Raw genomic sequence first — 24,103 nt, 5'->3', positions numbered from 1 at the left:
TTTTATTAAAAATGTACTATCCTATAGATACTTTGAACAATTAAGAAAAATATTAAAATCGCCATCCATTAAATCTGCCTTGACCATTATTTTATAAAAAAGACTTGTATCTTCTCACAACTCCGTGGTATGGTATTATTGCTAATATAGATTTTAAAAACAAGTTGACCAAGAAGATAATATACATAAGTGTTAAAAATGCAATTTTTAATTAATTAAAATATAATAAAGGTTAGATAGTTGCAAAAAGAGGCATTGCCATTGTTACAATACCAAGTAAAAAATAAAATAAAAGATAATAAAATATGAAAAAATTTTTTTTGACAATTTTAGGAGAAACTATTTTAATAATAACAACTGGAATAGTAAGTTTAATTTCTTGTGAAAATAAAAAAAACAGTTTAACTATAAATAAACCAAATTTGCAACCTAATAAAAATAATAAGGATACTCAAATCATAAAAGAAAATGAAATATTAACATACTTTAAAAATAAAGATGTTCGCTATATTACTTCAATTAAAATTGCAAAAATTAAGGCAACAAATCCTCAACAAGTTAAAGAATATGAATTACATTTAGCAATAAAACCAGAAATATTAAAAATATTAAATAGACTTCTTGCATTACTTATTAAAATAATTACAAATTATTTGTAAATAAAAAATACTATATAGTAATTTCTAACTTTTATTAGGTTAATACTTATGGATTTTATTAAATGTGTAAATTTTGACACAACAAAAAATTATTTTATTATTTAAATTTAATTTTAAGCCAAATTGTAAAGTTAAGTGCAACTAAATTATTTTTCTAACCAAATATTCGATTGGTGAAAGATAATTTAGTATTTTTCTTGGTCTTTGGTTTAAAGACAATATAAATTTATGAACTGCATTTTTAGTAGTATTTGAAAAATTAAATTTTTTAGGAAATTTTTCTCTAATTAAACCATTAGTATTTTCATTAGTACCTCTTTGTCAAGGCGAATACGCATTAGCAAAATAAATTTTCACATTTAAATTTTTTTCAAGTTGTTGTCAATTAGAAAATTCTTTACCCCTATCAAATGTTATAGTCTTAACAAGATTATTTGGAAGAATTGATAAATAATGGCTAATGTTTTCGTTAACAACTTTAGTAGTTCTATTTTCAACTAACATTGCTAAAGTAAATCTTGATGTTCTTTCAACTAAAGTTATTAAACATGATTTACTTTTACCTCGTGATGATACTACAGTATCACCTTCTCAATGACCAACAGTTATACGATTATTAACATTAATATTTCGTTCTTTAATTGATTTACCATTAAATTTACCGCGATTTTCTTGAGATTTTCGTTTCTTACCTTTTCTTCTTAAATTTTTATTAGTAACTTTTTCAAGTAATCCAGAATAAATTCAATTGTAAATTGTTTTAAAACTAATAATTCATTCTTTATGAAAATTTTTAATTCTGCCATAAATTTGTTCAGGCGATCAACCTAATAGTAATTTTTGTTGTACATATTTTACTAATTCTCTATTTTTAAACTTATGAAAATAAACATGTGATTGTTTTCTGTTTTCTGCTTTATTTTGTGCAATTAATGAAAAATAATGATTACTATCTTTATTTCTATTGACTTCTCGAATAATAGTACTAATACTTCGATTAAGATTTTTAGCTATTTCACTAATTTTTACTTTAAACTTCAATTGATTCTCAATATAAATTCTTTCATATATGTCAAGATGTTTGTAACCCATATAAAAACTCCTTGCTTTGTTTTTTCTAAAATAAACTTAGCATCATGAAATTTTTATATGAGATTTTTTGCAATTTTATTTACTTGCACTTACAAGTATAATTCAGCGTATTAGAACATTACTATGAATTTTTTGTATTCCTTGATAACCATTATCAACTATTAATTTAGTATTTTTTAAAATTGGGATTTTTGATTCTTTAAATAAACAAAAATCATGCTTTTTACCGAGAGAAAAATTTGTTGCAATAATTATTTTGCTTTCTTTTTCAATAATTACTTGTGTTTTAATAGTGTGTTTTTTCTTTTTTCCTGAATAAGATTGTTTTTGTCTTTTTTTGGGCGTTGAATGGGTGTTTCTGTAGCATCAATAATAATTGTTTTATCATTAAAATAATCATTTATTAATGCTTTTTTACCAGCAAGTTGTTGAAAATCAGGATGTTTGATTAAAATATCTTCAATTCACTTGATATTTCGATAACAACTAGCTTCACTAATATCAAAACTTTTACCAAGATGAAAATAAGTACGATATTCTCGTCAATATGATAAAGTCATCAATAATCTATTTTCTAATGATAATTTATTATTTTTACCACCTCTTTTAAACTTTTTTAACTCAGCTTCTTTTAAAATATTTAACATTTTATTAAAAGTACTTTGCTTTATTCCAGTTAATCGTAATAATTCTTTATCATTAATAAAATTAAATTTATCAAATTTCATAATCTTAAATTCCTTATAATTTCTATTTTAAATATATTTTATAGGAATTTTGTTTAATAAATAAGTAATGCAAGAAGTCTAATATATTTCATTTTTTTAAACTCCTTAAGATTAAGAAAACCGTATTAAAAAAATACGATTTTCAAGAATGGTTATTAAATTACTAAATTAATGAGGCATTTCCGCTGAGAATGAAGTTAAATAAAATCCGTCTTCTAATTTATGAATAGAAATTTTAACATCAACCAAAGTATCTATTACATAAAAATCCTTAGAAAATGCAGATTTACGAGCACTATTATTAAGGTAAAAATCACAAAGTTGGTTATAAACATTACTTCGTACATCAACTAATAAATAAAAAGCAAATCCAATGACACTATTTTGTTCGGTATTTCTTATTGTAAATTTACCATTATGTGATACTTGTTCATTGAGATAATTAGGAATATTTAAATCATTGGCATCAATTTCTAAATATTGAGGTCTATACAAAAAATTACTACTAATTCAAGCACTTTTACCAATTTTAGAAAATTGTAATTTATATGTTTTTAAATCATTACTATTTTTACTACATCCCGAGACAAACATTATACATACTAAATTTAAAGCTGATAAAAATTTTCACATAAATAAAAATCCTCCTTTCAAAGGAATTATATTTTATATAAAAATATTGGAAACATTTAAGAAAACTTTTTTAATATCATTAGCAAAATTGCTAAGGGCACTACAAATTCAAATAACATCTGAAATGCCGGAATAACTTCAAACACCGGGAAAGCAGTTTTCGTAAAATTAATCGTTGTTTTGGCAATATCCGCAAGCGGGCGAATTAAAAGATTAATCCCAGAAAGACACCAAGTAATCAATTTAACACACTAACAGAAGCGTGCTGAATGCCACAAGATACGGCACTAAATAAACCTCAATAAGAACAGTTGGGCGTAGGAATTAAGTCATCCATATTACCACTTATTCCCCCACCAATAAAAGCTGTTGAATTCAAAATGTTAAAATCGTATAAAGAATAATGATATTCAGTACTTTCGTTTTTCTTTTTATATAGTGGAAAAGTTAGCGTAAAAATATTAATTCCATACATCACATCAACTTTGGCATTGTAAAAATACAATTTATTACTAGTAGTGTTTCATAATTGGTTATCATATGCTTTTAACACATTAAAATCTACTTGATAAGAACTTTTGCCAGTGTTAAAACCATTGACAATTTGTTTATCTTTAACAAAGAAATAAGAACGAAAAATCATATTTTTACTATTTTCGATTGTTGAACCAAAGTTAATTAAATACTGTTTGGGATAAAAAGTAATTAAGGAACGATAGAAAAAACCCATTTGTAAAACATTTTTAGGGATTTGTTGCATCCCTTTGTAATCTAATTCTACATAAGTAGAGGCATCTGTATCAAAGCTCGCATAAAAGAATTGTACAAAAAACTCACCTAAAACTTTATAAATTTTATTAAATAAACCATTAATAAAATCAACAGTTAAATCTTTTTGGTAATAAAGCATAAAATCTTTAAAATCAGTTTTTAATTTATCATCATAGCGTAAAAAATGGAAGGTATTACCATAATAATTAACTTGTCCAAAAAAGGTATTAATAAAATCTCTTCCAAAACTTGTTCGCGAGCCAGATTTTCAAAGTGATTTACCATTTTCTAAAAACTCATTAGCACCCACAATGCTACCATGCTCAGTTTTTACAGTAATAACATCACCAAAACTAGAAAAGGAAAGTTCCCTAAAAATAACTTTTTCAATAAAACCGGATGGATATGAATTTTTGCGACTTAAACTAAATTTACTATTTTGTTTAAAACCATTTAATTTAATTGATATTTCACTCATATATTTAAAATTCTCATCAAAGAAATTAAAAATTGGAACTCAATATAAATAACTATAATTAAATTTATCAAAATCTCGGCGTTGTATCATTAAATAATCAAGTTTATCTTGAAACTGATTATATTGATATTCACCATCATTTTTAGTTATTTCCGTAGGCAATGGTTGTTCGTTATCTTTTTCTGGTAAAGGGGGCATTTCCGCTGAGAATGAAGTTAAATAAAATCCGTCTTCTAATTTATGAATAGAAATTTTAACATCAACCAAAGTATCTATTACATAAAAATCCTTAGAAAATGCAGATTTACGAGTACCATTATTACGGTAAAAATCACCAAGTTGGTTATAAACATTACTTCGTACATCAACTAATAAATAAAAAGCAAATCCAATGACACTATTTTGTTCGGTATTTCTTATTGTAAATTTACCATTATGTGATACTTGTTCATTGAGATAATTAGGAATATTTAAATCATTGGCATCAATTTCTAAATATTGAGGTCTATACAAAAAATTACTACTAATTCAAGCACTTTTACCAATTTTAGAAAATTGTACTTCACAAACATTATCACAAGTATTAGAGTTTACAGTTCGTTTTTCTCGTTTCATAAAGGAGGATTGTTCCATATTGGGTTTTGGTGGTTGTTTTGTATCAAAGAAAGCCCCTAATGGCACCAAACCAATAAACATTATAATAAATCAAGAAATAATCTTATGCATTTCATCACGCCTTAAAACTCTTTTTTATCGCTTCAAAAGCATCAGAAAATTTATAATGTTGATGTTGTGGACATTCACAATTAGCAACTTGCATTTGATGCTTTCTAAAAACTTTATTAAAGTAATAACCCCTAATAATTAACTTAATACCAGTTATTAAGAAATAAATAATTAATAATCAAATATAAACATTAAAAAATACACTTTGAAAATTTAATGGTATAAAATCTTTAAAAAATTTATCCCCTTTAATTTGAAGGACCGTTAAAAATATTCAAATTATAATAACAACACTATGAAATATAATGCCAAATTGTAAAGTTAAGTGCAACTAAATTATTTTTCTAACCAAATATTCGATTGGTGAAAGATAATTTAGTATTTTTCTTGGTCTTTGGTTTAAAGACAATATAAATTTATGAACTGCATTTTTAGTAGTATTTGAAAAATTAAATTTTTTAGGAAATTTTTCTCTAATTAAACCATTAGTATTTTCATTAGTACCTCTTTGTCAAGGCGAATACGCATTAGCAAAATAAATTTTCACATTTAAATTTTTTTCAAGTTGTTGTCAATTAGAAAATTCTTTACCCCTATCAAATGTTATAGTCTTAACAAGATTATTTGGAAGAATTGATAAATAATGGCTAATGTTTTCGTTAACAACTTTAGTAGTTCTATTTTCAACTAACATTGCTAAAGTAAATCTTGATGTTCTTTCAACTAAAGTTATTAAACATGATTTACTTTTACCTCGTGATGATACTACAGTATCACCTTCTCAATGACCAACAGTTATACGATTATTAACATTAATATTTCGTTCTTTAATTGATTTACCATTAAATTTACCGCGATTTTCTTGAGATTTTCGTTTCTTACCTTTTCTTCTTAAATTTTTATTAGTAACTTTTTCAAGTAATCCAGAATAAATTCAATTGTAAATTGTTTTAAAACTAATAATTCATTCTTTATGAAAATTTTTAATTCTGCCATAAATTTGTTCAGGCGATCAACCTAATAGTAATTTTTGTTGTACATATTTTACTAATTCTCTATTTTTAAACTTATGAAAATAAACATGTGATTGTTTTCTGTTTTCTGCTTTATTTTGTGCAATTAATGAAAAATAATGATTACTATCTTTATTTCTATTGACTTCTCGAATAATAGTACTAATACTTCGATTAAGATTTTTAGCTATTTCACTAATTTTTACTTTAAACTTCAATTGATTCTCAATATAAATTCTTTCATATATGCCAAGATGTTTGTAACCCATATAAAAACTCCTTGCTTTGTTTTTTCTAAAATAAACTTAGCATCATGAAATTTTTATATGAGATTTTTTGCAATTTTATTTACTTGCACTTACAAGTATAATTCAGCTATAATGAAATTCCAAGGTAAAGAGATTCCAGATTAATTTTTTGGAGAAAGGATGTTGATTGCTCGGTAAATTTTATTAATTAGTAAAAATTCACGAAAAGGAAGTTAATTAATATGAAAAAATTACTAGGATTTTTAGGGACAATTACTATCGCTGGAAGCGGTATGGCAGGACTTGTTGGAAACGCTCCAGCTCCAGCGAAAAGGGAAATTAATTATCAACAAAAAAATAATTCAGAAAATTTAATTAGAAATAAAAGAGAACCCAAACGAAGCAGAACTAGTAAATTAAGACATGGTCTTGAAATAGTAGAAAGCGTAACAGGGATTTTGGCCAATACTGCACAAACTATTGATACAGGAATCAAAATTCACAATAAAATTTGAGGAAAACAAGAATTAAATAATAGAATTTCTTTTTTAGAACAAGAATTAAAAGAGATTCGCGAAAAAATGAAACAAACTCAAAATGATTCAGAATTTGATTTATTATCTTCTAAATTAGTTGAAGCTAGAAATGAAAAAGACAGATTAACCCTTTTAAAATATTCTAATAATTTTCAATAGTATTTTGTGTAGAAATATCATTTTTAGGAACAATTATTTTAATTGCAACAGGAGCAAACAATTTTAATTATTTGCAAGCGAAATAAAAAAATTACTTTGTTAAAATTTTTTGTAATGTTTGAAAAGGAGTTTTGGTGTTTAAAGATGAATAGACTTCTTGCATTACTTATTAAAATAATTACAAATTATTTGTAAATAAAAAATACTATATAGTAATTTCTAACTTTTATTAGGTTAATACTTATGGATTTTATTAAATGTGTAAATTTTGACACAACAAAAAATTATTTTATTATTTAAATTTAATTTTAAATAAATATTTTATGTTATCTATAATTGCAAATTATAAATTGAAGCAATTAAATTAAATCTTAAACTAAATCGTTTTCTACGATTACGATATTTTTCAGTAATAATTTTAAATTTTTTAAGAATAGCAAAAATATTTTCAATAATAATTCTCATTTTTGAAATTAATTTATTATTATGTTTTTGTTCTTTATTTAAAGGGTTTTTCTTTGTTTTTTTCTTAGGTATTAGAACATTACTATGAATTTTTTGTATTCCTTGATAACCATTATCAACTATTAATTTAGTATTTTTTAAAATTGGGATTTTTGATTCTTTAAATAAACAAAAATCATGCTTTTTACCGAGAGAAAAATTTGTTGCAATAATTATTTTGCTTTCTTTTTCAATAATTACTTGTGTTTTAATAGTGTGTTTTTTCTTTTTTCCTGAATAAGATTGTTTTTGTCTTTTTTTGGGCGTTGAATGGGTGTTTCTGTAGCATCAATAATAATTGTTTTATCATTAAAATAATCATTTATTAATGCTTTTTTACCAGCAAGTTGTTGAAAATCAGGATGTTTGATTAAAATATCTTCAATTCACTTGATATTTCGATAACAACTAGCTTCACTAATATCAAAACTTTTACCAAGATGAAAATAAGTACGATATTCTCGTCAATATGATAAAGTCATCAATAATCTATTTTCTAATGATAATTTATTATTTTTACCACCTCTTTTAAACTTTTTTAACTCAGCTTCTTTTAAAATATTTAACATTTTATTAAAAGTACTTTGCTTTATTCCAGTTAATCGTAATAATTCTTTATCATTAATAAAATTAAATTTATCAAATTTCATAATCTTAAATTCCTTATAATTTCTATTTTAAATATATTTTATAGGAATTTTGTTTAATAAATAAGTAATGCAAGAAGTCTAATGACTGCGTTCAAAATTATAAAAGTAATAATATTTATTTAAATAATGTTGAAGTTCATTTTGATTTAATTTTTTATCCTTAGCATAAAATAATTTAGTATAATGTTGATGGAACCGCTCAATTTTACCGTTACTTTGTGGTGAACGAATTGGAGTGGTTTCATGGATAACCCCATTTCTTGAAAGAAAGGTTGTAAAAGGCCTTTCTTTTACTTTGTATGCTTTTTTATTACTTCAATTAGTAGTAGTAAATTCCGGAGCATTGTCAGTACGAAGGCGTTTAATGGTTATGCCAAGTTCGCCGAAATCTTTCATTGCTCTTTGCACGGCATTAAGGGCATTGTTAGTTCCTAAACTATCATAAACATAACCAAATACTATTCGTGTTATTTCGTCAATGAAATCATAAATATAATATTTTTTATCAACCGGAAAATTTGATGTGGTAATAATTTTGGCATCCATTTGTAAAAGACCAATCTCAGAAACTTCATAACGCTTAAAATGGCGTTTTGTTTGTTTGATTTGCTGTTTTAATTCTTTTCAACGAGGGTCGGATTTAATTCAACGATAAAAAGTTTTAATATTTTTCGGAACTTCTGAATTTTTAGCATCGTGGAAACCAATTTTTAAATTGTTAAATAAAGACCACATTCCACCTGCTTGAAGATTTTTATAATCAAAATATAAATCACATACCTTTTCACGAGAATTTAAACTATATTGATAATTAAGATTTTGTGGTTTTGTAGTTTTAAACAATAACAAATCTAAATTATCAGAATAATAAGCGGTCATAATTTTTTCCGCCCAACGATAAAAGGTTTTCGTTGCATTCTTAAAATATTTTTTAATAAGTTTTGTTAAAGTAGTTTCTTCAATATAGAAATAAGTACATAAATTTAAATAGGCAGTAATGCGTTTTTTAGTTTTATAGTAATAAGAATTACGGCAATTAGCACTTAGTCAACTTTGGATTTTTGCTTTTAAATCAGCTAAATCACCTTGGGAAATAATATATTTCATTTTTTAAACTCCTTAAATTAAGAAAATCGCATTGCAAAAAATACGATTTTCAAACATATTTATTAAAATTGCTAATTAATTAGGTATTTTTGCTAAAAATGAACTTATAAAATATTGTGGTTTATTTAATTGATATCTATCTAAATAAACAAATGACACTTTAATACTTTCAAGTTTAGGAATTTCTCAGCCATAAGTAGTCAATATATCTTCAGATGGTTTTGGTTTATAAACACCTTCTTGTTTAAAAAAATCCTTTATAGGATTATTAATACTTTGATTTTCGATTAAAAAGCTTTTTTCAGACATATCACCTGGAAAACGAACACTTTCATCATAAAAAGTTATTCTTCCGGCAGAGCCAAAACTCTCTACATTAAAAAATGTATTATTTAAACTAGAAAATTGTAATTTTTTTTCATAAACATTACTTCTACACCCAAAAATAAACAGTACACATACTAAATTTAAAGCTGATAAAAATTTTCGCATAAAGAAAAATCCTCCTTTCAAAGGAATTATATTATAAAAAATATTGGCAATATTTAAGAGAACTTTTTTAATATCATTAGTAAAATTGCTAACGGTACTACAAATTCAAATAACATCTGAAATGCCGGAATAACTTCAAATACTGGAAAGGCGGTTTTGGTAAAATTAATCGTCGTTTTAGCAATATCGGCAAGGGGGCGAATTAAAAGATTAATTCCCGAAAGACCAAGTAATCAATTCAACACACTAACAGAAGCGTGCTGAATACCACAAGATATGGCACTAAATAAACCTCAATAAGAACAGTTGGGCGTCGGAATTAAATCATCCATATTACCACTTATTCCGCCGCCAATAAAAGCTGTTGAATTCAAAATATTAAAATCATATAAAGAATAATGATATTCATTGCTTTCATTTTTCTTTTTATATAGCGGGAAAGTCAGTGTAAAAATATTAATCCCATACATGACATCGACTTTAGCGTTATAAAAATGCAGTTTATTACTAGTGGCGTTTCATAATTGGTTATCATATGCTTTTAACACATTAAAATTTATTTGATAAGAACTTTTACCAGTTTTAAAATCATTAGTAATTTGTTTATCTTTCACAAAAAAATACGAACGAAAAATCATATTCTTACTATTTTCGATTGTTGAACCAAAGTTAATTAAATACTGTTTGGGATAAAAAGTAATTAAGGAACGATAGAAAAAGCCCATTTGTAAAACATTTTTAGGAATTTCTTGCATTCCTTTGTAATCTAATTCTACATAAGTAGAAGTATCCATATCAAAACTGGCATAAAAGAACTGGACGAAAAAACCACCTAAAACTTTATAAATTTTATCAAATAACCCATTAATAAAATCAACAGGTAAATGTTTTCGGTAACAAAGCATAAAATCTTTAAAATCAGTTTTTAATTTATCATCATAGCGTAAAAAATGGAAAGTATTACCATAATAATTAACTTGTCCAAAAAAGGTATTAATAAAATCTCCTCCAAAACTTGTTCGCGAGCCAGATTTTCAAAGCGATTTACCATTTTCTAAAATCTCATTATAACCCACAATACTACCGTGCTCAGTTTTTATAGTGATAACATCGCCAAAACTAGAAAAGGAAAGTTCCCTAAAAATAACTTCTTCAATGAAACCAGACGGATATAAATTTTTGCGACTTAAATTAAATTTACTATTTTGTTTAAAACCATTTAATTTTATTGACACTTCATTCATATATTTAAAATTATCGTCAAAGAAATTAAAAATAGGAACTCAATATAAGTAACTATAATTAAATTTATCAAAATCTCGGCGTTGTATCATCAAATAATCTAGTTTATCTTGAAACTGAGTATAATCATACTCACCATTATTTTTATTTATTTCCGTAGGTAACGGTTGCTCGTTATCTTTCTCTGGTTGTAGTGGCACTTTAGCTGAAAATGAACTTATAAAATATTGTGGTTTATTTAATTGATATCTATCTAAATAAACAAATGACACTTTAATACTTTCAAGTTTAGGAATTTCTCAGCCATAAGTAGTCAATATATCTTCAGATGGTTTTGGTTTATAAACACCTTCTTGTTTAAAAAAATCCTTTATAGGATTATTAATACTTTGATTTTCGATTAAAAAGCTTTTTTCAGACATATCATCTGGAAAACGAACACTTTCATCATAAAAAGTTATTCTTCCAGCAGAGCCAAAACTCTCTACATTAAAAAATGTATTTTTAATGCTGGCAAACTCTAATTCGCAACTTTCACCACATTGGCTAGGATTGGTGGCTCGTTTTTGTCGTTTCATAAAGGATTGTTCCATATTAGGTTTAGGTGGTTGTTTTGTATCAAAGAACACCCCTAACGGTACCAAAATAATAAACATTATAATAAATCAAGAAATAATCTTATGCATTTCATCACGCCTTAAAACTCTTTTTTATCGCTTTAAAAGCATCAGAAAATTTATACTGTTGATGTTGTGGACATTCACAATTGACAACTTGCATTTTATGCTTTCTAAAAACTTTATTAAAGTAATAATCCCTAATAATTAACTTAATACCAGTTATTAACAAATAAACAATTAATAATCAAAAATACACTTTAAAAAATACATTTTGAAAATCAAACAATATAAAACCTTTAAAAAACTCATCTGTGTTAGTTCTAATTCTTGTTAAAAATACTCAAATTATAGTAATAACACTATGAAGTATGATAAAAAAATGTATAAAACTTAAAACGCTTTTAAATCATTTAATACCTAATATTTTCTTTAACTTTTTCATTTTTTAACTCCTTAAAATTAAATATATTGTTGATAAAATGCAAATCGTTCCTAAAATTTGGAAAATCGGATGTTGAGAAAATAATCTAATCATTGGTTTAAACAAATCTAAAATTTTAATATTACTTGATAGAACTTTATTAAAATATTCTAAACCCTCACGCACATAGGCTCATAAACCTAAAAAGTCGTTTAAAGCAAAAATAGAAAAAACAGCAACAAGAATAAATAATATTATTAATTTAAACATTTTAAATACCTACCTTTTTATTCGCCGTCCATGTTGGTCAAATCACGGTCTATTTTTAGGACTATTACCACTAAATTTCTTAATTGGACCACTAGATGAATTTTTCTTAGTTCCTCAATTAGCAACTGATTTTCGATATTTTTTACGAAAACCAACTTTTGGTCGTTCAATATGAATACCTAAAATGCCACCAATTACAAGATTTATCACAAGCATAATTAGCGGAAAAATAATAATGCGAATATCTGTTCCAGGAATGGTTAAAGTTCAAATTAAATCAAAAACTTTATAAAACATATCGCCAATCAAGCTGGCCATTTTTTCTAAGTTTTCCATTTTTTAAACCCCTTTACTTGTTTTTCTTTTTCAGATTATTTTTTAACTTAGTAAGTATCTTGCTGAATTTTTCCATTTTTAAATATTCTAATGCTTCAATATCCATTACATTATCATTTCAAAATTTATGTTGATATTTATCATTCAAAGCACGCTTACTTAATTCACGCAAGAATGATAAATATTTATTATCGTAAAGATTTAAGATTGACATCGGAATTTTCAATTTAAAGAAATAAATGTCTAATTCCGGAATGCTACGATACTTGATTTTGCGACCTTTTTTATCATTTTTAGCATTAATTAAAGTTAATCGTCATTGTTCGTATTCGCTCACCGATTTAAAAGTGCCATAAATAACTTGTAAATAAGGACGAAAGATACTAACCGGTTTTTTTCTAATGCCAACAATTATTGAATTCGCAATATCACGAACTTTAACTCATATATGTTCGGCTCGTTGTCCGCTTGCTAATACGATATGGGTAAATTGGCGAGCCGAAGCGAAATATTCTTGTAACCCTTGGGTTACCCTATCATTTTCTTTATAGTCAGTTCCTTCTAAAAATAAGTTAGTTTCATCTCATAACAGCAAATGCTTTTCTTCTAATATCGGATAATTATAATCTAATAAAGACATATGCCCTAATGAAAGCATTTGTTTATCCGTAATCGGAAAAGTAGAAATCGTTTTTCAACCACTTAATAAGTAAGAAGCTAAAACCATTAAAGCGGTTTTTCCAGTTCCTAAGGCACCAATTACTAAATTTAAGGGTGAATTTAATAAGAAATTAATAAAACTACGGCGAGCAAAAAAATGAGAAATTTTAGTATATAAAACATACAAAGCAATTAATAAATAAATAATATCAAATAACATTCGTCAACTTTGAGGATTATAATAATACAAAATCGCACCATAGAATCACGCAATAATAAATAAAGTGCGATTTAAAGCGACAAAATCATATAATCTTAAATTTATTTTCTTAAACAATAGCATCATTTAAATCACACTTTATTTATTTTTATTACTATCTGCCGGGCATTAATTTTTCAAACATTTTGAAAGCAATTAAAAATAAACCAATAATTACTCCAAGCAAGAAAACTCAATATGTAGCAAAAAAATTAACAACATTAGGCATATTACCACCAATAATATCGGTTCAAATGTGACCAAACGCTCCAATTAACGCTTTTCATAAGTTAGTAACCGCTTGTTCACCAGTGACAGCCACAGGCGTGGTCGCTTCTACTAAGAAAGTTCCAAACATATAATCACCCCCTTTCTAAACAAAATATGATTTAACCTTATAAAATAAAATAACCATAAATAAAATAATGAATACTAATACCATTCAAAAAGCAATGTTTGCTATTAAAAGTCAAAGTAGTTCTTTGGTTAAATCAATTTCTTTACCGGAAACTCACGACGGAATAACTTTAATTTGAATAAATAAATCCCAAAAATACAATTTTGTCATTTCTCAATCTAAATCTTTTCAAGCAACTAAAAACATAATAATTACCGTTTAAAAGGTCAAAAGAGTAGAAAAATAATGGCTGAGAAAAGCATTACAATTATCAAAATTGAAAACAAAAATACAACTTGGGGCGGTAAATCGGCAGTTGGATAAATTAATTCAATTAACTCAATAATTATTTTTTTAAACATTTTCTAAACCTACTTTTTAATTTCTTTTTCATCTTGTTCTAACAAATTTCGCTTAAATTTTGCAATAAATATTCGTTGTGCATAAGTAAAATCTTTTGATAGCTGTTTTGCTTCACTACCATATTTCTTTTTATCTTTAAAAAACCGATAAATATTAACTGCAATATAATATGCTAGTAATAATGTTAAAATCGTAAAAAACACTAGTCCAAATATACTCATCTTTCTTTTCTCCTTAATTTTCTAATTAATTTATTTTTTTAAATAATTATGTTCAACAAAATCAACACAAAGTCAATTATCACCAACTAAATCAGTTCTAACAGATTCAACTGCAGATTTAGACGCTCAAATTTTTTGTTCTAATCCGGTTTTTTTATTAATAAAATATATAAACTCTTGACAATAATCTTTACCGGGCTCATCCACATTAACTCACATTTTCATTTTTTAAACTCCAAAATTAATTTTTTTACTACATTAAATCAAAAAATGCAATAACTTAGTTAAATAACTCAAACTAACATTGATAATTAACGGGCGGAGCATACGCTTTCCGCACCGTTTAAACACCTTAAAAACCAACCTAAATTTTTTTAAACTATATTTTTTTTCTTTACCTCTATTCTTAAAATGCCTTAAAACACCTTTAAAATGAATTTTTAAAATAATTAAAACTTACATCCTTTTTAGCAATCTCTTTCTCCGCAACAAAAAAACCTAACAACTCATGACCTAAAATCAAACTAGATTCTTGACCTTTCTTATTATTAACTAAAACCAACTGATACTCACCATCTTTTATTATTCCGATGCAAATTGAATTTTCATATTTTTCTTTATAAACAAATCGTTTTGGAAACCAAATACCAGTAGATTCATACAATCAGGGAATTGCTGGTGCTTTAATAAGTACTGCATTTTGCGTTTCTTTCAAAAGATATTTTTCAGTATTTAAAAAAATATTTTCAATATTTCTCATATACATACCATCCTTACAATATTTAGTTATATTAACTTAGTTATATTTAACTTAGTTTTTTAACTTAGTTCAATATATTTCTCTTTAAACTCTTTCTTTAAACTAAATTAACATAACTTGTTAGTAAACTTCGTTTACTAAAAAACTTAGTTTATCAACAACAAGGCACAAAAAAATACAAGGCATAACTAAAAATAATAAATATTAATTTAACCTTATATTTCTTGTAATAAATAAATGAGCTCGTATTTATTTATTAATTAACAGCAAGTTTGTAGAAACCAAAATCTTGTCATATGTATATGGTTTCTACAGATTTTTTAGTAAAACTTATTGCTTCTTATTTTTAAATGTGATATATTTTGTAATGAACTTACATTATGCGAGTGTAGTTTAATGGTAGAACTTCAGCCTTCCAAGCTGATTGTGTGGGTTCGATTCCCATCACTCGCTCCATTAGATAAATAAAACTAGACTTTTAGAAGTCTAGTTTTTTGTTGTATAATTTATGAGAGTGAGGGAATAGTGATGTTAAGTAGTGAAAAGATGCGAAGTGATAATAAGTTAAGAAGTATTTTTTTTGTTTTGTGACAAGCACTAATTCCTGGGTTGATTATTTGATTACTTTTAGATCCACAATTAAATTTATTAAAATTAAATTTTAAAGATAGTATTGCTTTTGGATATATGTTTTTAATTGGGGTGGGAATGCTACTATATGCTTTTATTACAACATTAGTTTGCTTTTTATGTGGTTATCATCAACAAGAGCAGTTTATTTATAGTATTATTGTAATGCTAGAATTTGTTGTTTTATATTTAACTAGTTTATGATTATTATCAGTTTTTTGACGCTTTATTATTGCAATCTCGTTAGCTATTTTAGGAACTTTAGTAATGACAATTATTGTGATGACAATTACAAATTATTTTTATAAAGATTAATAACTAAATAAATAATAGACTTCTTGCATTACTTATTAAAATAATTACAAATTATTTGTAAATAAAAAATACTAAATTAATAGTTGATAATGGTTATCAAGGAATACAAAAAATTCATAGTAATGTTCTAATACCTAAGAAAAAAACAAAGAAAAACCCTTTAAATAAAGAACAAAAACATAATAATAAATTAATTTCAAAAATGAGAATTATTATTGAAAATATTTTTGCTATTCTTAAAAAATTTAAAATTATTACTGAAAAATATCGTAATCGTAGAAAACGATTTAGTTTAAGATTTAATTTAATTGCTTCAATTTATAATTTGCAATTATAGATAACATAAAATATTTATTTAAAATTAAATTTAATGCCAAATTGTAAAGTTAAGTGCAACTAAATTATTTTTCTAACCAAATATTCGATTGGTGAAAGATAATTTAGTATTTTTCTTGGTCTTTGGTTTAAAGACAATATAAATTTATGAACTGCATTTTTAGTAGTATTTGAAAAATTAAATTTTTTAGGAAATTTTTCTCTAATTAAACCATTAGTATTTTCATTAGTACCTCTTTGTCAAGGCGAATACGCATTAGCAAAATAAATTTTCACATTTAAATTTTTTTCAAGTTGTTGTCAATTAGAAAATTCTTTACCCCTATCAAATGTTATAGTCTTAACAAGATTATTTGGAAGAATTGATAAATAATGGCTAATGTTTTCGTTAACAACTTTAGTAGTTCTATTTTCAACTAACATTGCTAAAGTAAATCTTGATGTTCTTTCAACTAAAGTTATTAAACATGATTTACTTTTACCTCGTGATGATACTACAGTATCACCTTCTCAATGACCAACAGTTATACGATTATTAACATTAATATTTCGTTCTTTAATTGATTTACCATTAAATTTACCGCGATTTTCTTGAGATTTTCGTTTCTTACCTTTTCTTCTTAAATTTTTATTAGTAACTTTTTCAAGTAATCCAGAATAAATTCAATTGTAAATTGTTTTAAAACTAATAATTCATTCTTTATGAAAATTTTTAATTCTGCCATAAATTTGTTCAGGCGATCAACCTAATAGTAATTTTTGTTGTACATATTTTACTAATTCTCTATTTTTAAACTTATGAAAATAAACATGTGATTGTTTTCTGTTTTCTGCTTTATTTTGTGCAATTAATGAAAAATAATGATTACTATCTTTATTTCTATTGACTTCTCGAATAATAGTACTAATACTTCGATTAAGATTTTTAGCTATTTCACTAATTTTTACTTTAAACTTCAATTGATTCTCAATATAAATTCTTTCATATATGCCAAGATGTTTGTAACCCATATAAAAACTCCTTGCTTTGTTTTTTCTAAAATAAACTTAGCATCATGAAATTTTTATATGAGATTTTTTGCAATTTTATTTACTTGCACTTACAAGTATAATTCAGCAAAAATTAAATTATCAATAAAATAAAATTCTCTAAAAGGCTTGGACTTATAAGAACCATTAGAACGATAAAAGTTATTAATTTGATTATAAGCAGCACTATCTTTGACAACAAATAATTGAAGGGCTGGTCTTTGAACAAAATCGCCATTACCTATTTGAATATCAAAATCACTAGAAAGCTTTAAATCAGTAGCATCAATTTCTAAATGATATGAACCCCGACCATAACCACTAATTACTCAAGCACTTTTACCAATCTTGGAAAACTCTAATTCACAACTTTCACCACATTTATTGGGAATTGTAGCTCGTTTTTCTCGTTTCATAAAAAATTGTTCCATATTAGGTTTTGGTGGTTGTTTTGTATCAAAGAACGCCCCTAACGGTACCAAACTAATAAACATTAGACTTGGTACATAACCCTCAATTTTATCTACTATTTTGATAATATTATTTTCTAGATGAAGCACAAATATTAGATAAATATAAAGATGAAAGTGAATTTTATAGTTTGGTAGGTGCAAAATGTTATAGTTATGTACCAAGTCTAATGAAAGAAATTATTATTGAATTTATTTTCTTTACAATTAACAAATTAATTTAAAATATGTTTTTATGTTAAAATTAAACTGTTATTTACAAAAATAGAAACGAGGATTAAAATAAATGCTTTTTATAAATAAAAGAGTAAAAACCATTACTACAATTGGTCCGACTAGTGAAACTAGAGAATTGATGCTTCGTTTAACACAAAAGGGAGCAAATGTATATCGTTTAAACTTCTCTCACGGTGATTTTGAAGAACATGGTAAGCGCATTGAAATTGCTAAATCTATTATTCAACAAGTACAAAGGCCACTATCAGTAATATTAGACACTAAAGGTCCAGAAATTAGAACTCATTCTTTTAAAGGAGGAGAAGCGTTAATAAGTAAAGATAGTAAAGTTGTTATTTATACGAATAAAGAAATTGAAGGTACGGAAACAGAATTTTCAATTAATTATGAAAATCTTGTTAATGATATTCAAGTTGAACAAAGATTATTAGTAGATGATGGTAAGTTACAGTTAATTGTTTTAGGAATTAATAATAAAGACAATGATAAGTCAATTGTTTGTCGTGCTGTTAATACTCATCTTGTCAAAAATCATCGTGCGATTATTGTTTCAGGAATTAAACTGTCATTACCTTTTATTTCTGATAAAGATCGTGCCGATCTTATTTTTGGATGTGAGCAAAAAGTAGATTATGTAGCTGCTTCTTTTGTTCATGATGCTAAAGATTTACAAGAGATGCGTCAATTGTTAGATGAAAATGGTGGTGCTGATATTAAAATTATTGCCAAAATTGAATCACGATATGCTGTTGATAATATTGATGAAATTATTGCTAATAGTGATGGTATTATGATTGCTCGCGGTGATTTAGGTGTTGATGTGCCTTATGCTGAGGTACCTTTAATTCAAAAACATGTTATTCGTAAATGTAATAAAGCAATGGTACCAGTAATTGTTGCTACACAAATGTTAGAATCAATGTTATCTAACCCTTTGCCAACAAGAGCTGAAGTATCAGATATTTATTGAGCTGTTGATTTAGGTGTTGATACAACAATGTTATCTGGCGAAACAGCTAATGGTGAATATCCTGAAAAATCAATTGAAGCAATGACGAGAGTAGTTAGAAAAGCAGAAATTCATTTTTGATATGAAGGTTATTTAGAAAGATTTGTTAAATGATCAACTTCACCTTTTAAAGATTTTGTTTATCAAGTTGGTAAAGAAGTTCTTGGTGAAAAAATTCAAAAGCAAAAACGAATTCATCAAGTAATTGTTTTAGATGATAGTGATCATCAATTATTAACTAAAACTTTATCTAATGCTCGTGTTCGCAGTACATTAATTCCATTAGTTACTGATGAAAGAATTAGAAATAGTTTTGGGATTTGGTATGGTGTTTATCCAGAATTAGTTATGGATATTAATAAAGTAATTAATGATGATAGTTTATTAAATAATATTGCTAGAAAATATGGTGCTAAAACTAATGAACAAGTTTTAATTGTTAATGGTAATGAAATGAGAAAATTACAAATAAAATAATTACATTAACAGTGTTAAAGACGTTCATTTGCTAATGAACGTCTTTTTCGCTAGAAAGGATATGTCGGCAATGGAACAAATTGTTACTGTAAAAATTAATAATGAAGATAAATCGTATCCAGTAGGAATAATGCTTAGTGATGTTTTAACAAGTATTGATGCTAATTGGCAAGAGAATATTATTGCTGTTAAAGTTAATAATGAATGAAAAGATATTAAAACTTATGTTTTAGAAAATGATATTGTGTTAGAAATAATTACAAAAGATTTAGATGATGCATTAAAAGTACTTAATTATTCAGCGGCTATTGTTTTAGCAAAAACATTACAAACTAATTGAAAAGACTTACTAATTGCTAATATTAATGTTGGTGATGAAGGTTTTTTTGTTGATTTTAATTTTCAAAAACACATTAAAGAACAAGATTTAGAGATTATTACTAAGCAAATGCAAGAATTTCTTAAAAAAGACTTAGAAATTAAATATGAGTTAAAATCACCGCACGATTTGCAACGATTATATGAAAATAATCCTTATTTTTTAGAGCAACTTTTAACACTTAAAAATATTGTTAGTATATATACTGTTGATAACAGTTCCTTCATTAATAATTTTATTGCTTTAAATAATACTAAAATTGTTGAAAATTTTATGCTTTTATCAGTTGCTGGAGTTTATTGAAATAATGATGCTAACAATAAGCAAATTCAAAGAATTTATGGTGTTTGTCATTTTTCACAACAGAAATTAGCAACATTGTTAGAATTAATTGCTTTAAGAAAAGAACGAGACCATCGAAAAATTGGTAAAGATTTAGAAATTTTTATGTTTGATTCATTGGCGGGTCAAGGATTACCAATTTGATTGCCTAATGGAATGGTTCTTAAAAAACAATTACAAGAGTATTTGCGCTCGCAAGAGTTCTTTTATGATTATTTAGAAGTAGCAACACCAGTAATGGGAGCAATAGAATTATATCGCACTAGTGGTCATTGAGATCATTATCATCAAAATATGTTTCCGGTTATGTCATTAAATAATGAACAACTTGTGCTTCGTCCGATGTCGTGTCCACATCATTGTTTAATTTATTGTTATAAATTACGCTCTTATCGTGATTTGCCATTACGATTTGCTGAACACGAGTTATTATATCGTTATGAAGCTAGTGGCGCTTTAACTGGTTTAGAACGAGTTCGAGCAATGGAGTTGACTGATGCTCATATTTTCTGTCGTTTTGATCAAATAAAAACTGAATTTCAAACAACATTTAAATTAATTACTGAAATATTATTAGCATTAAATATTGAAGTTGATTACTATTCATTCTCATTAAGAGATTTTCAAGATAAAAAAAGTTATTATGATAATGATGAAATGTGAATTAAAGCTGAAAAAGTTTTAAAAGAAGCATTGAATGAATTAAAAATTAAATATATTGTAATGCTTGGTGAAGCAGCATTTTATGGTCCGAAATTAGATATTCAAATTAAAACAGTGTTAGGGCACGATATTACGGTGTCAACGATTCAGTTGGACTTTTTACTACCAGAAAAATTTGATTTATCTTATCAAGATGAGAATGGACAAAAAGTTCGCCCTATTATTATTCATCGTGGTTTAATTGGGACTTATGAACGCTTTATTGCTGTCTTATTAGAACAAACGGGTGGAGTTTTACCATTATGATTAAGTCCTAAACAAATTGCTTTAATTCCTATTAAAGAAGAGTATCAAGCATATTGTTATGAATTAGAAAAACTATTTAAAACTCATAATTTACGGTCATTTGTTGATGCTAGTAGTGAGCGGTTAGGTTATAAAATTCGTATTGCTCAAACTAAAAAAATACCTTTCCAAATTGTTATTGGTCAAAAGGAAATTGATACTAAAAAGATTACTTATCGTCAATATGGTAAAGAAGAACAAGTAACAGTTACGATGGATGAGTTTATTAATTTATGTAACGAACTAATAGTGAACAAAAAATAGTTAATGAATGTTTGGAACCTTAAAATTGCTACTAAATCAAACAATAATAAATTAACTGAAAAATATTATTCTTCATACTGATAATGGTAGGTAAGATAAAAAGATGTTTGTAATACACAAACATCTTTTTATCTATTTATTTTAAGTTATAAGTTTAATAATTTTTCTAAATATATGCCAACACCACCTTCATCATTAGTATGTTCAGTAATATCTTTAGAAAATACTTTTAAAGTTTCGATACCATTTTTCATTACAATACCATTACCAACTTTGGTAATCATTTCTAAATCATTAAATTCATCACCAAAAGCAATAACATCTCTAATATCTATATTGTAATATTGTGAAAGAATTTCAGCTGCAATCCCTTTATTAATAAATTTATTTGATAGGTCTAGGACAGGATGTTCTTTGTCATTATCATGAGTTCAAATATTAATTTTTAAAGTATTAGTATATTTTTCTAAACTACAAATAACTTTATCTAAATGTTGAGAACTTTTTAATTGTAAAACAATATTATTAGCAGAACCACTTCAGTTTTCTAAAAGATTGCCAATAATAAAATTATCAGTTGGAATATCTGTTAAATGAAAGTAGCGTTCAAAATTTTCTGTTTGTTTTAAACATACTGCTTTGTTGTAGTATTCTACAATACCATTATATAAAGAAGTTTTGACATCGTTTTCTTTTAAAACTGCTTTTACGGTATCATAAGAAATTGGAAATACTAAGCGTTTAAATTCTCGTAGTAACGGATCATGAATGTGACCACCATTAAAATTACAAAGTAATGTTTTTAATCCTAATTCATTATAAAAAGAAATACTTCCACGCTGGGGTCTTCCGGTAACAATACAAACAATATGACCTTGAGCAATAGTTTTTTGTAGTCCTTGAATAGTTAATGGATGCATTGTTTTTCCGTCATCCATTAATGTTGTTCCATCAAGGTCAATAAGAATTAATCGTTTTTTATCAATATGATTAAGTTTAATCATTATTTTTCTCCTTTATTTTTAGTAATTAATCCCAATTTTATCTTGGATTAATTGCAATTTTTTGTGAGCAATTTTTGTTGCTTTTTCTTTTCCTTGCAATAATCAATGTTTTCATTTATCATTAGCAATAATTTCGTTATATTTTCTTTGAATAATTTCAAGTTGATGACAAACAACTTTAGCGACTTTTTCTTTAAAAGCACCATAATTTTGGTCAGAAAACTCATTTGTTGCTTCTTCAATTGTAATATTTGTAAAAGCACAGTAAATATTTAAAAGATTACTAATTCCCGGTTTATTAATTTCATCATAATAAATTTTATTTTCACTATCAGTGATGGCACTTTTAATTTTTGTGGTAACATCATTTAAATTATCTAAAAGGGAAATATAAGTTTTAGGATTTTCATGTGATTTTGACATTTTTTTTAAGGGATTTTGTAAGTTCATTATTTTTTTACCATTAGGAGCAATATATGGTTCTGGAATTATAAAGATATTACCATATTTATTATTCATTCTTATCGCAATATTTCTTGTTAATTCTAGATGTTGCTTTTGATCAATCCCCACAGGAACAATAGTAGCATCATATAGTAAAATATCAGCGGCCATTAATGCTGGATAAGTAAATAATCCTGTTGGTATCGTTTCAGTATTATTATGTTGTTTAAATGATTGTGTTTTATCTTTAAATTGTGTCATGCGATTTAGTTCTCCCATTGATGTATGACATAGCAGAATATGACCTAATTGGCAATGCTCTAAAATGTCAGATTGAGCAAAAATAGTAATCTTATTGGGATCTAAACCACAGGCAACATATAAGGCAACTAAATCACGAATATTATTTTTAAGAACAACATGGTCATGATTTTCTATTGAAACAATAGCATGCAAATTGGCAACAAAGATAAAAACATCATATTCTTCTTGTAATTTAATAAAATTTTGAATAACACCAATATAATTACCAATAGTAATTTTTCCAGTATTAGTAATACCAGACAATAAGCGTGGTTTCAATAGTAATTCCTCCTAAAATAAATAAATATCATTAATAATGTATCAATTTTACTATAAATAACAATAAAAAAGAATATTTATATGGATTCTTAATTTATGATATTATTACTTTATTAGACTTGGTACATAACCCTCAATTTTATTTACTATTTTGATAATATTATTTTCTAGATGAAGCACAAATGTTAGATAAATATAAAGATGAAAGTGAATTTTATAGTTTGATAGATGC

Annotated in this window: 28 protein-coding genes, 1 tRNA gene and 1 pseudogene; 7 read left to right on the top strand and 23 right to left on the bottom strand. The window is 25.6% G+C overall.

Translation table 4 applies throughout. The annotated features are described in order from the left end of the window. Positions 1-305: 305 nt before the first annotated feature. Complete coding sequence (locus AAHJ00_RS06860) at positions 306-659, top strand: hypothetical protein (protein WP_342223908.1); 354 nt, start codon at positions 306-308, stop codon at positions 657-659. Positions 660-800: 141 nt separating this feature from the next. Here AAHJ00_RS06860 and AAHJ00_RS06855 read toward each other — a convergent pair whose 3' ends face one another. The 7 genes from AAHJ00_RS06855 to AAHJ00_RS06830 all read right to left on the bottom strand — a co-directional run bounded on the left by AAHJ00_RS06855 (position 801) and on the right by AAHJ00_RS06830 (position 6,369). After that, positions 801-1,751, bottom strand: coding sequence for an IS30 family transposase (locus tag AAHJ00_RS06855; RefSeq protein ID WP_342223813.1), 951 nt, complete (start codon positions 1,749-1,751; stop codon positions 801-803). A gap of 75 nt (positions 1,752-1,826) precedes the next feature. Next, positions 1,827-2,042 (bottom strand): hypothetical protein, encoded by a 216-nt coding sequence (locus AAHJ00_RS08005; RefSeq protein WP_425288896.1) that lies wholly within the window; start codon positions 2,040-2,042, stop codon positions 1,827-1,829. Further along, positions 2,027-2,479: a transposase family protein gene (locus AAHJ00_RS06850; RefSeq protein WP_342223479.1), complete on the bottom strand. Its 453-nt coding sequence runs from the start codon at positions 2,477-2,479 to the stop codon at positions 2,027-2,029. Before AAHJ00_RS06850 ends, AAHJ00_RS08005 begins: the two co-directional genes overlap by 16 nt. Before the next feature lie 168 nt (positions 2,480-2,647). Then, a complete protein-coding gene (locus tag AAHJ00_RS06845; protein WP_342223907.1) occupies positions 2,648-3,112 on the bottom strand; it encodes a hypothetical protein in 465 nt (154 codons plus the stop codon). A gap of 56 nt (positions 3,113-3,168) precedes the next feature. After that, on the bottom strand, positions 3,169-3,354 hold the full coding sequence (locus tag AAHJ00_RS06840) for a hypothetical protein (RefSeq protein ID WP_342223906.1): 186 nt from the start codon (positions 3,352-3,354) through the stop codon (positions 3,169-3,171). Then, entirely contained in the window at positions 3,318-5,087 is a 1,770-nt protein-coding gene (locus AAHJ00_RS06835) for a hypothetical protein (RefSeq protein WP_342223905.1), read from the bottom strand. Before AAHJ00_RS06835 ends, AAHJ00_RS06840 begins: the two co-directional genes overlap by 37 nt. Before the next feature lie 331 nt (positions 5,088-5,418). Next, positions 5,419-6,369, bottom strand: coding sequence for an IS30 family transposase (locus AAHJ00_RS06830; RefSeq protein WP_342223478.1), 951 nt, complete (start codon positions 6,367-6,369; stop codon positions 5,419-5,421). Between the two features lie 221 nt (positions 6,370-6,590). Between AAHJ00_RS06830 and AAHJ00_RS06825 the strand changes: the two genes are divergently transcribed. Beyond that, a complete protein-coding gene (locus tag AAHJ00_RS06825) occupies positions 6,591-7,043 on the top strand; it encodes a hypothetical protein (protein WP_342223904.1) in 453 nt (150 codons plus the stop codon). Between the two features lie 330 nt (positions 7,044-7,373). Here the strand turns inward: AAHJ00_RS06825 and AAHJ00_RS06820 are convergent. From AAHJ00_RS06820 to AAHJ00_RS06765, 12 genes are all read right to left on the bottom strand, one after another. After that, positions 7,374-8,197, bottom strand: a protein-coding gene (locus AAHJ00_RS06820) for an IS5 family transposase (RefSeq protein WP_342223477.1) whose coding sequence is annotated in 2 segments (ribosomal slippage) — positions 7,374-7,801 and positions 7,801-8,197 — 825 coding nt in all. Because the reading frame shifts where the segments join, the coding sequence is not laid out codon by codon here. A gap of 78 nt (positions 8,198-8,275) precedes the next feature. Further along, positions 8,276-9,304: a DDE-type integrase/transposase/recombinase gene (locus AAHJ00_RS06815; protein ID WP_342223903.1), complete on the bottom strand. Its 1,029-nt coding sequence runs from the start codon at positions 9,302-9,304 to the stop codon at positions 8,276-8,278. Positions 9,305-9,379: 75 nt separating this feature from the next. Beyond that, entirely contained in the window at positions 9,380-9,796 is a 417-nt protein-coding gene (locus tag AAHJ00_RS06810) for a hypothetical protein (protein ID WP_342223902.1), read from the bottom strand. Positions 9,797-9,849: 53 nt separating this feature from the next. Continuing rightward, a complete protein-coding gene (locus AAHJ00_RS06805) occupies positions 9,850-11,724 on the bottom strand; it encodes a hypothetical protein (RefSeq protein WP_342223901.1) in 1,875 nt (624 codons plus the stop codon). Positions 11,725-12,103: 379 nt separating this feature from the next. Beyond that, positions 12,104-12,349 carry a hypothetical protein gene (locus tag AAHJ00_RS06800; RefSeq protein ID WP_338968823.1) on the bottom strand — a complete coding sequence of 82 codons (246 nt, stop codon included), beginning with the start codon at positions 12,347-12,349 and terminating at the stop codon, positions 12,104-12,106. Positions 12,350-12,358: 9 nt separating this feature from the next. Beyond that, entirely contained in the window at positions 12,359-12,685 is a 327-nt protein-coding gene (locus AAHJ00_RS06795) for a hypothetical protein (protein ID WP_342223900.1), read from the bottom strand. 13 nt (positions 12,686-12,698) lie between these two features. Then, positions 12,699-13,688: a hypothetical protein gene (locus AAHJ00_RS06790; protein WP_342223899.1), complete on the bottom strand. Its 990-nt coding sequence runs from the start codon at positions 13,686-13,688 to the stop codon at positions 12,699-12,701. 31 nt (positions 13,689-13,719) lie between these two features. After that, a complete protein-coding gene (locus AAHJ00_RS06785; protein ID WP_342223898.1) occupies positions 13,720-13,962 on the bottom strand; it encodes a hypothetical protein in 243 nt (80 codons plus the stop codon). A 15-nt stretch (positions 13,963-13,977) separates the two neighbouring features. Further along, positions 13,978-14,208: a hypothetical protein gene (locus AAHJ00_RS06780; RefSeq protein WP_342190099.1), complete on the bottom strand. Its 231-nt coding sequence runs from the start codon at positions 14,206-14,208 to the stop codon at positions 13,978-13,980. Between the two features lie 164 nt (positions 14,209-14,372). Continuing rightward, positions 14,373-14,585: a hypothetical protein gene (locus AAHJ00_RS06775; RefSeq protein ID WP_342223897.1), complete on the bottom strand. Its 213-nt coding sequence runs from the start codon at positions 14,583-14,585 to the stop codon at positions 14,373-14,375. Positions 14,586-14,615: 30 nt separating this feature from the next. After that, positions 14,616-14,810, bottom strand: a complete 195-nt coding sequence (locus AAHJ00_RS06770) for a hypothetical protein (protein WP_342223896.1) — start codon at positions 14,808-14,810, stop codon at positions 14,616-14,618. Between the two features lie 202 nt (positions 14,811-15,012). After that, on the bottom strand, positions 15,013-15,345 hold the full coding sequence (locus AAHJ00_RS06765) for a hypothetical protein (RefSeq protein WP_342223895.1): 333 nt from the start codon (positions 15,343-15,345) through the stop codon (positions 15,013-15,015). 382 nt (positions 15,346-15,727) lie between these two features. Between AAHJ00_RS06765 and AAHJ00_RS06760 the strand changes: the two genes are divergently transcribed. From AAHJ00_RS06760 to AAHJ00_RS06750, 3 genes and pseudogenes are all read left to right on the top strand, one after another. Continuing rightward, positions 15,728-15,801: transfer RNA gene (locus AAHJ00_RS06760), tRNA-Gly, on the top strand. Between the two features lie 90 nt (positions 15,802-15,891). Next, on the top strand, positions 15,892-16,290 hold the full coding sequence (locus AAHJ00_RS06755; protein WP_342223894.1) for a DxFTY motif-containing membrane protein: 399 nt from the start codon (positions 15,892-15,894) through the stop codon (positions 16,288-16,290). Positions 16,291-16,363: 73 nt separating this feature from the next. After that, positions 16,364-16,627: pseudogene (locus AAHJ00_RS06750) on the top strand (transposase family protein); the annotation flags it as partial. A gap of 59 nt (positions 16,628-16,686) precedes the next feature. On the opposite strand, the gene AAHJ00_RS06745 reads toward AAHJ00_RS06750, so the two are convergent. Together AAHJ00_RS06745 and AAHJ00_RS06740 are read right to left on the bottom strand one after the other, a co-directional pair. Continuing rightward, positions 16,687-17,637: an IS30 family transposase gene (locus tag AAHJ00_RS06745; RefSeq protein ID WP_342223478.1), complete on the bottom strand. Its 951-nt coding sequence runs from the start codon at positions 17,635-17,637 to the stop codon at positions 16,687-16,689. Positions 17,638-17,726: 89 nt separating this feature from the next. Beyond that, complete coding sequence (locus AAHJ00_RS06740; RefSeq protein ID WP_342223893.1) at positions 17,727-18,149, bottom strand: hypothetical protein; 423 nt, start codon at positions 18,147-18,149, stop codon at positions 17,727-17,729. A gap of 262 nt (positions 18,150-18,411) precedes the next feature. On the opposite strand from AAHJ00_RS06740, the gene pyk reads away from it, so the two are divergent. Together pyk and thrS are read left to right on the top strand one after the other, a co-directional pair. Beyond that, a complete protein-coding gene (pyk, locus tag AAHJ00_RS06735) occupies positions 18,412-19,848 on the top strand; it encodes a pyruvate kinase (protein WP_342223892.1) in 1,437 nt (478 codons plus the stop codon). 70 nt (positions 19,849-19,918) lie between these two features. Next, the gene (gene thrS / locus AAHJ00_RS06730) at positions 19,919-21,841 is read left to right on the top strand and encodes a threonine--tRNA ligase (RefSeq protein WP_342223891.1); all 1,923 of its coding nucleotides are present in this window, start codon (positions 19,919-19,921) and stop codon (positions 21,839-21,841) included. 146 nt (positions 21,842-21,987) lie between these two features. Here the strand turns inward: thrS and AAHJ00_RS06725 are convergent, their stop codons facing one another. Continuing rightward, positions 21,988-22,845, bottom strand: coding sequence for an HAD-IIB family hydrolase (locus tag AAHJ00_RS06725; protein ID WP_342223890.1), 858 nt, complete (start codon positions 22,843-22,845; stop codon positions 21,988-21,990). A gap of 18 nt (positions 22,846-22,863) precedes the next feature. After that, a complete protein-coding gene (trpS, locus tag AAHJ00_RS06720) occupies positions 22,864-23,877 on the bottom strand; it encodes a tryptophan--tRNA ligase (protein ID WP_425288895.1) in 1,014 nt (337 codons plus the stop codon). Positions 23,878-24,103 lie beyond the last annotated feature (226 nt).

This window comes from Spiroplasma endosymbiont of Asaphidion curtum (genome assembly GCF_964031085.1).
GTDB lineage: Bacteria > Bacillota_I > Bacilli_A > Mycoplasmatales > Nriv7 > Nriv7.
The sequence above is the reverse complement of the archived record's forward strand: the minus strand, read 5'-3'. Positions and strand labels throughout refer to the sequence as shown.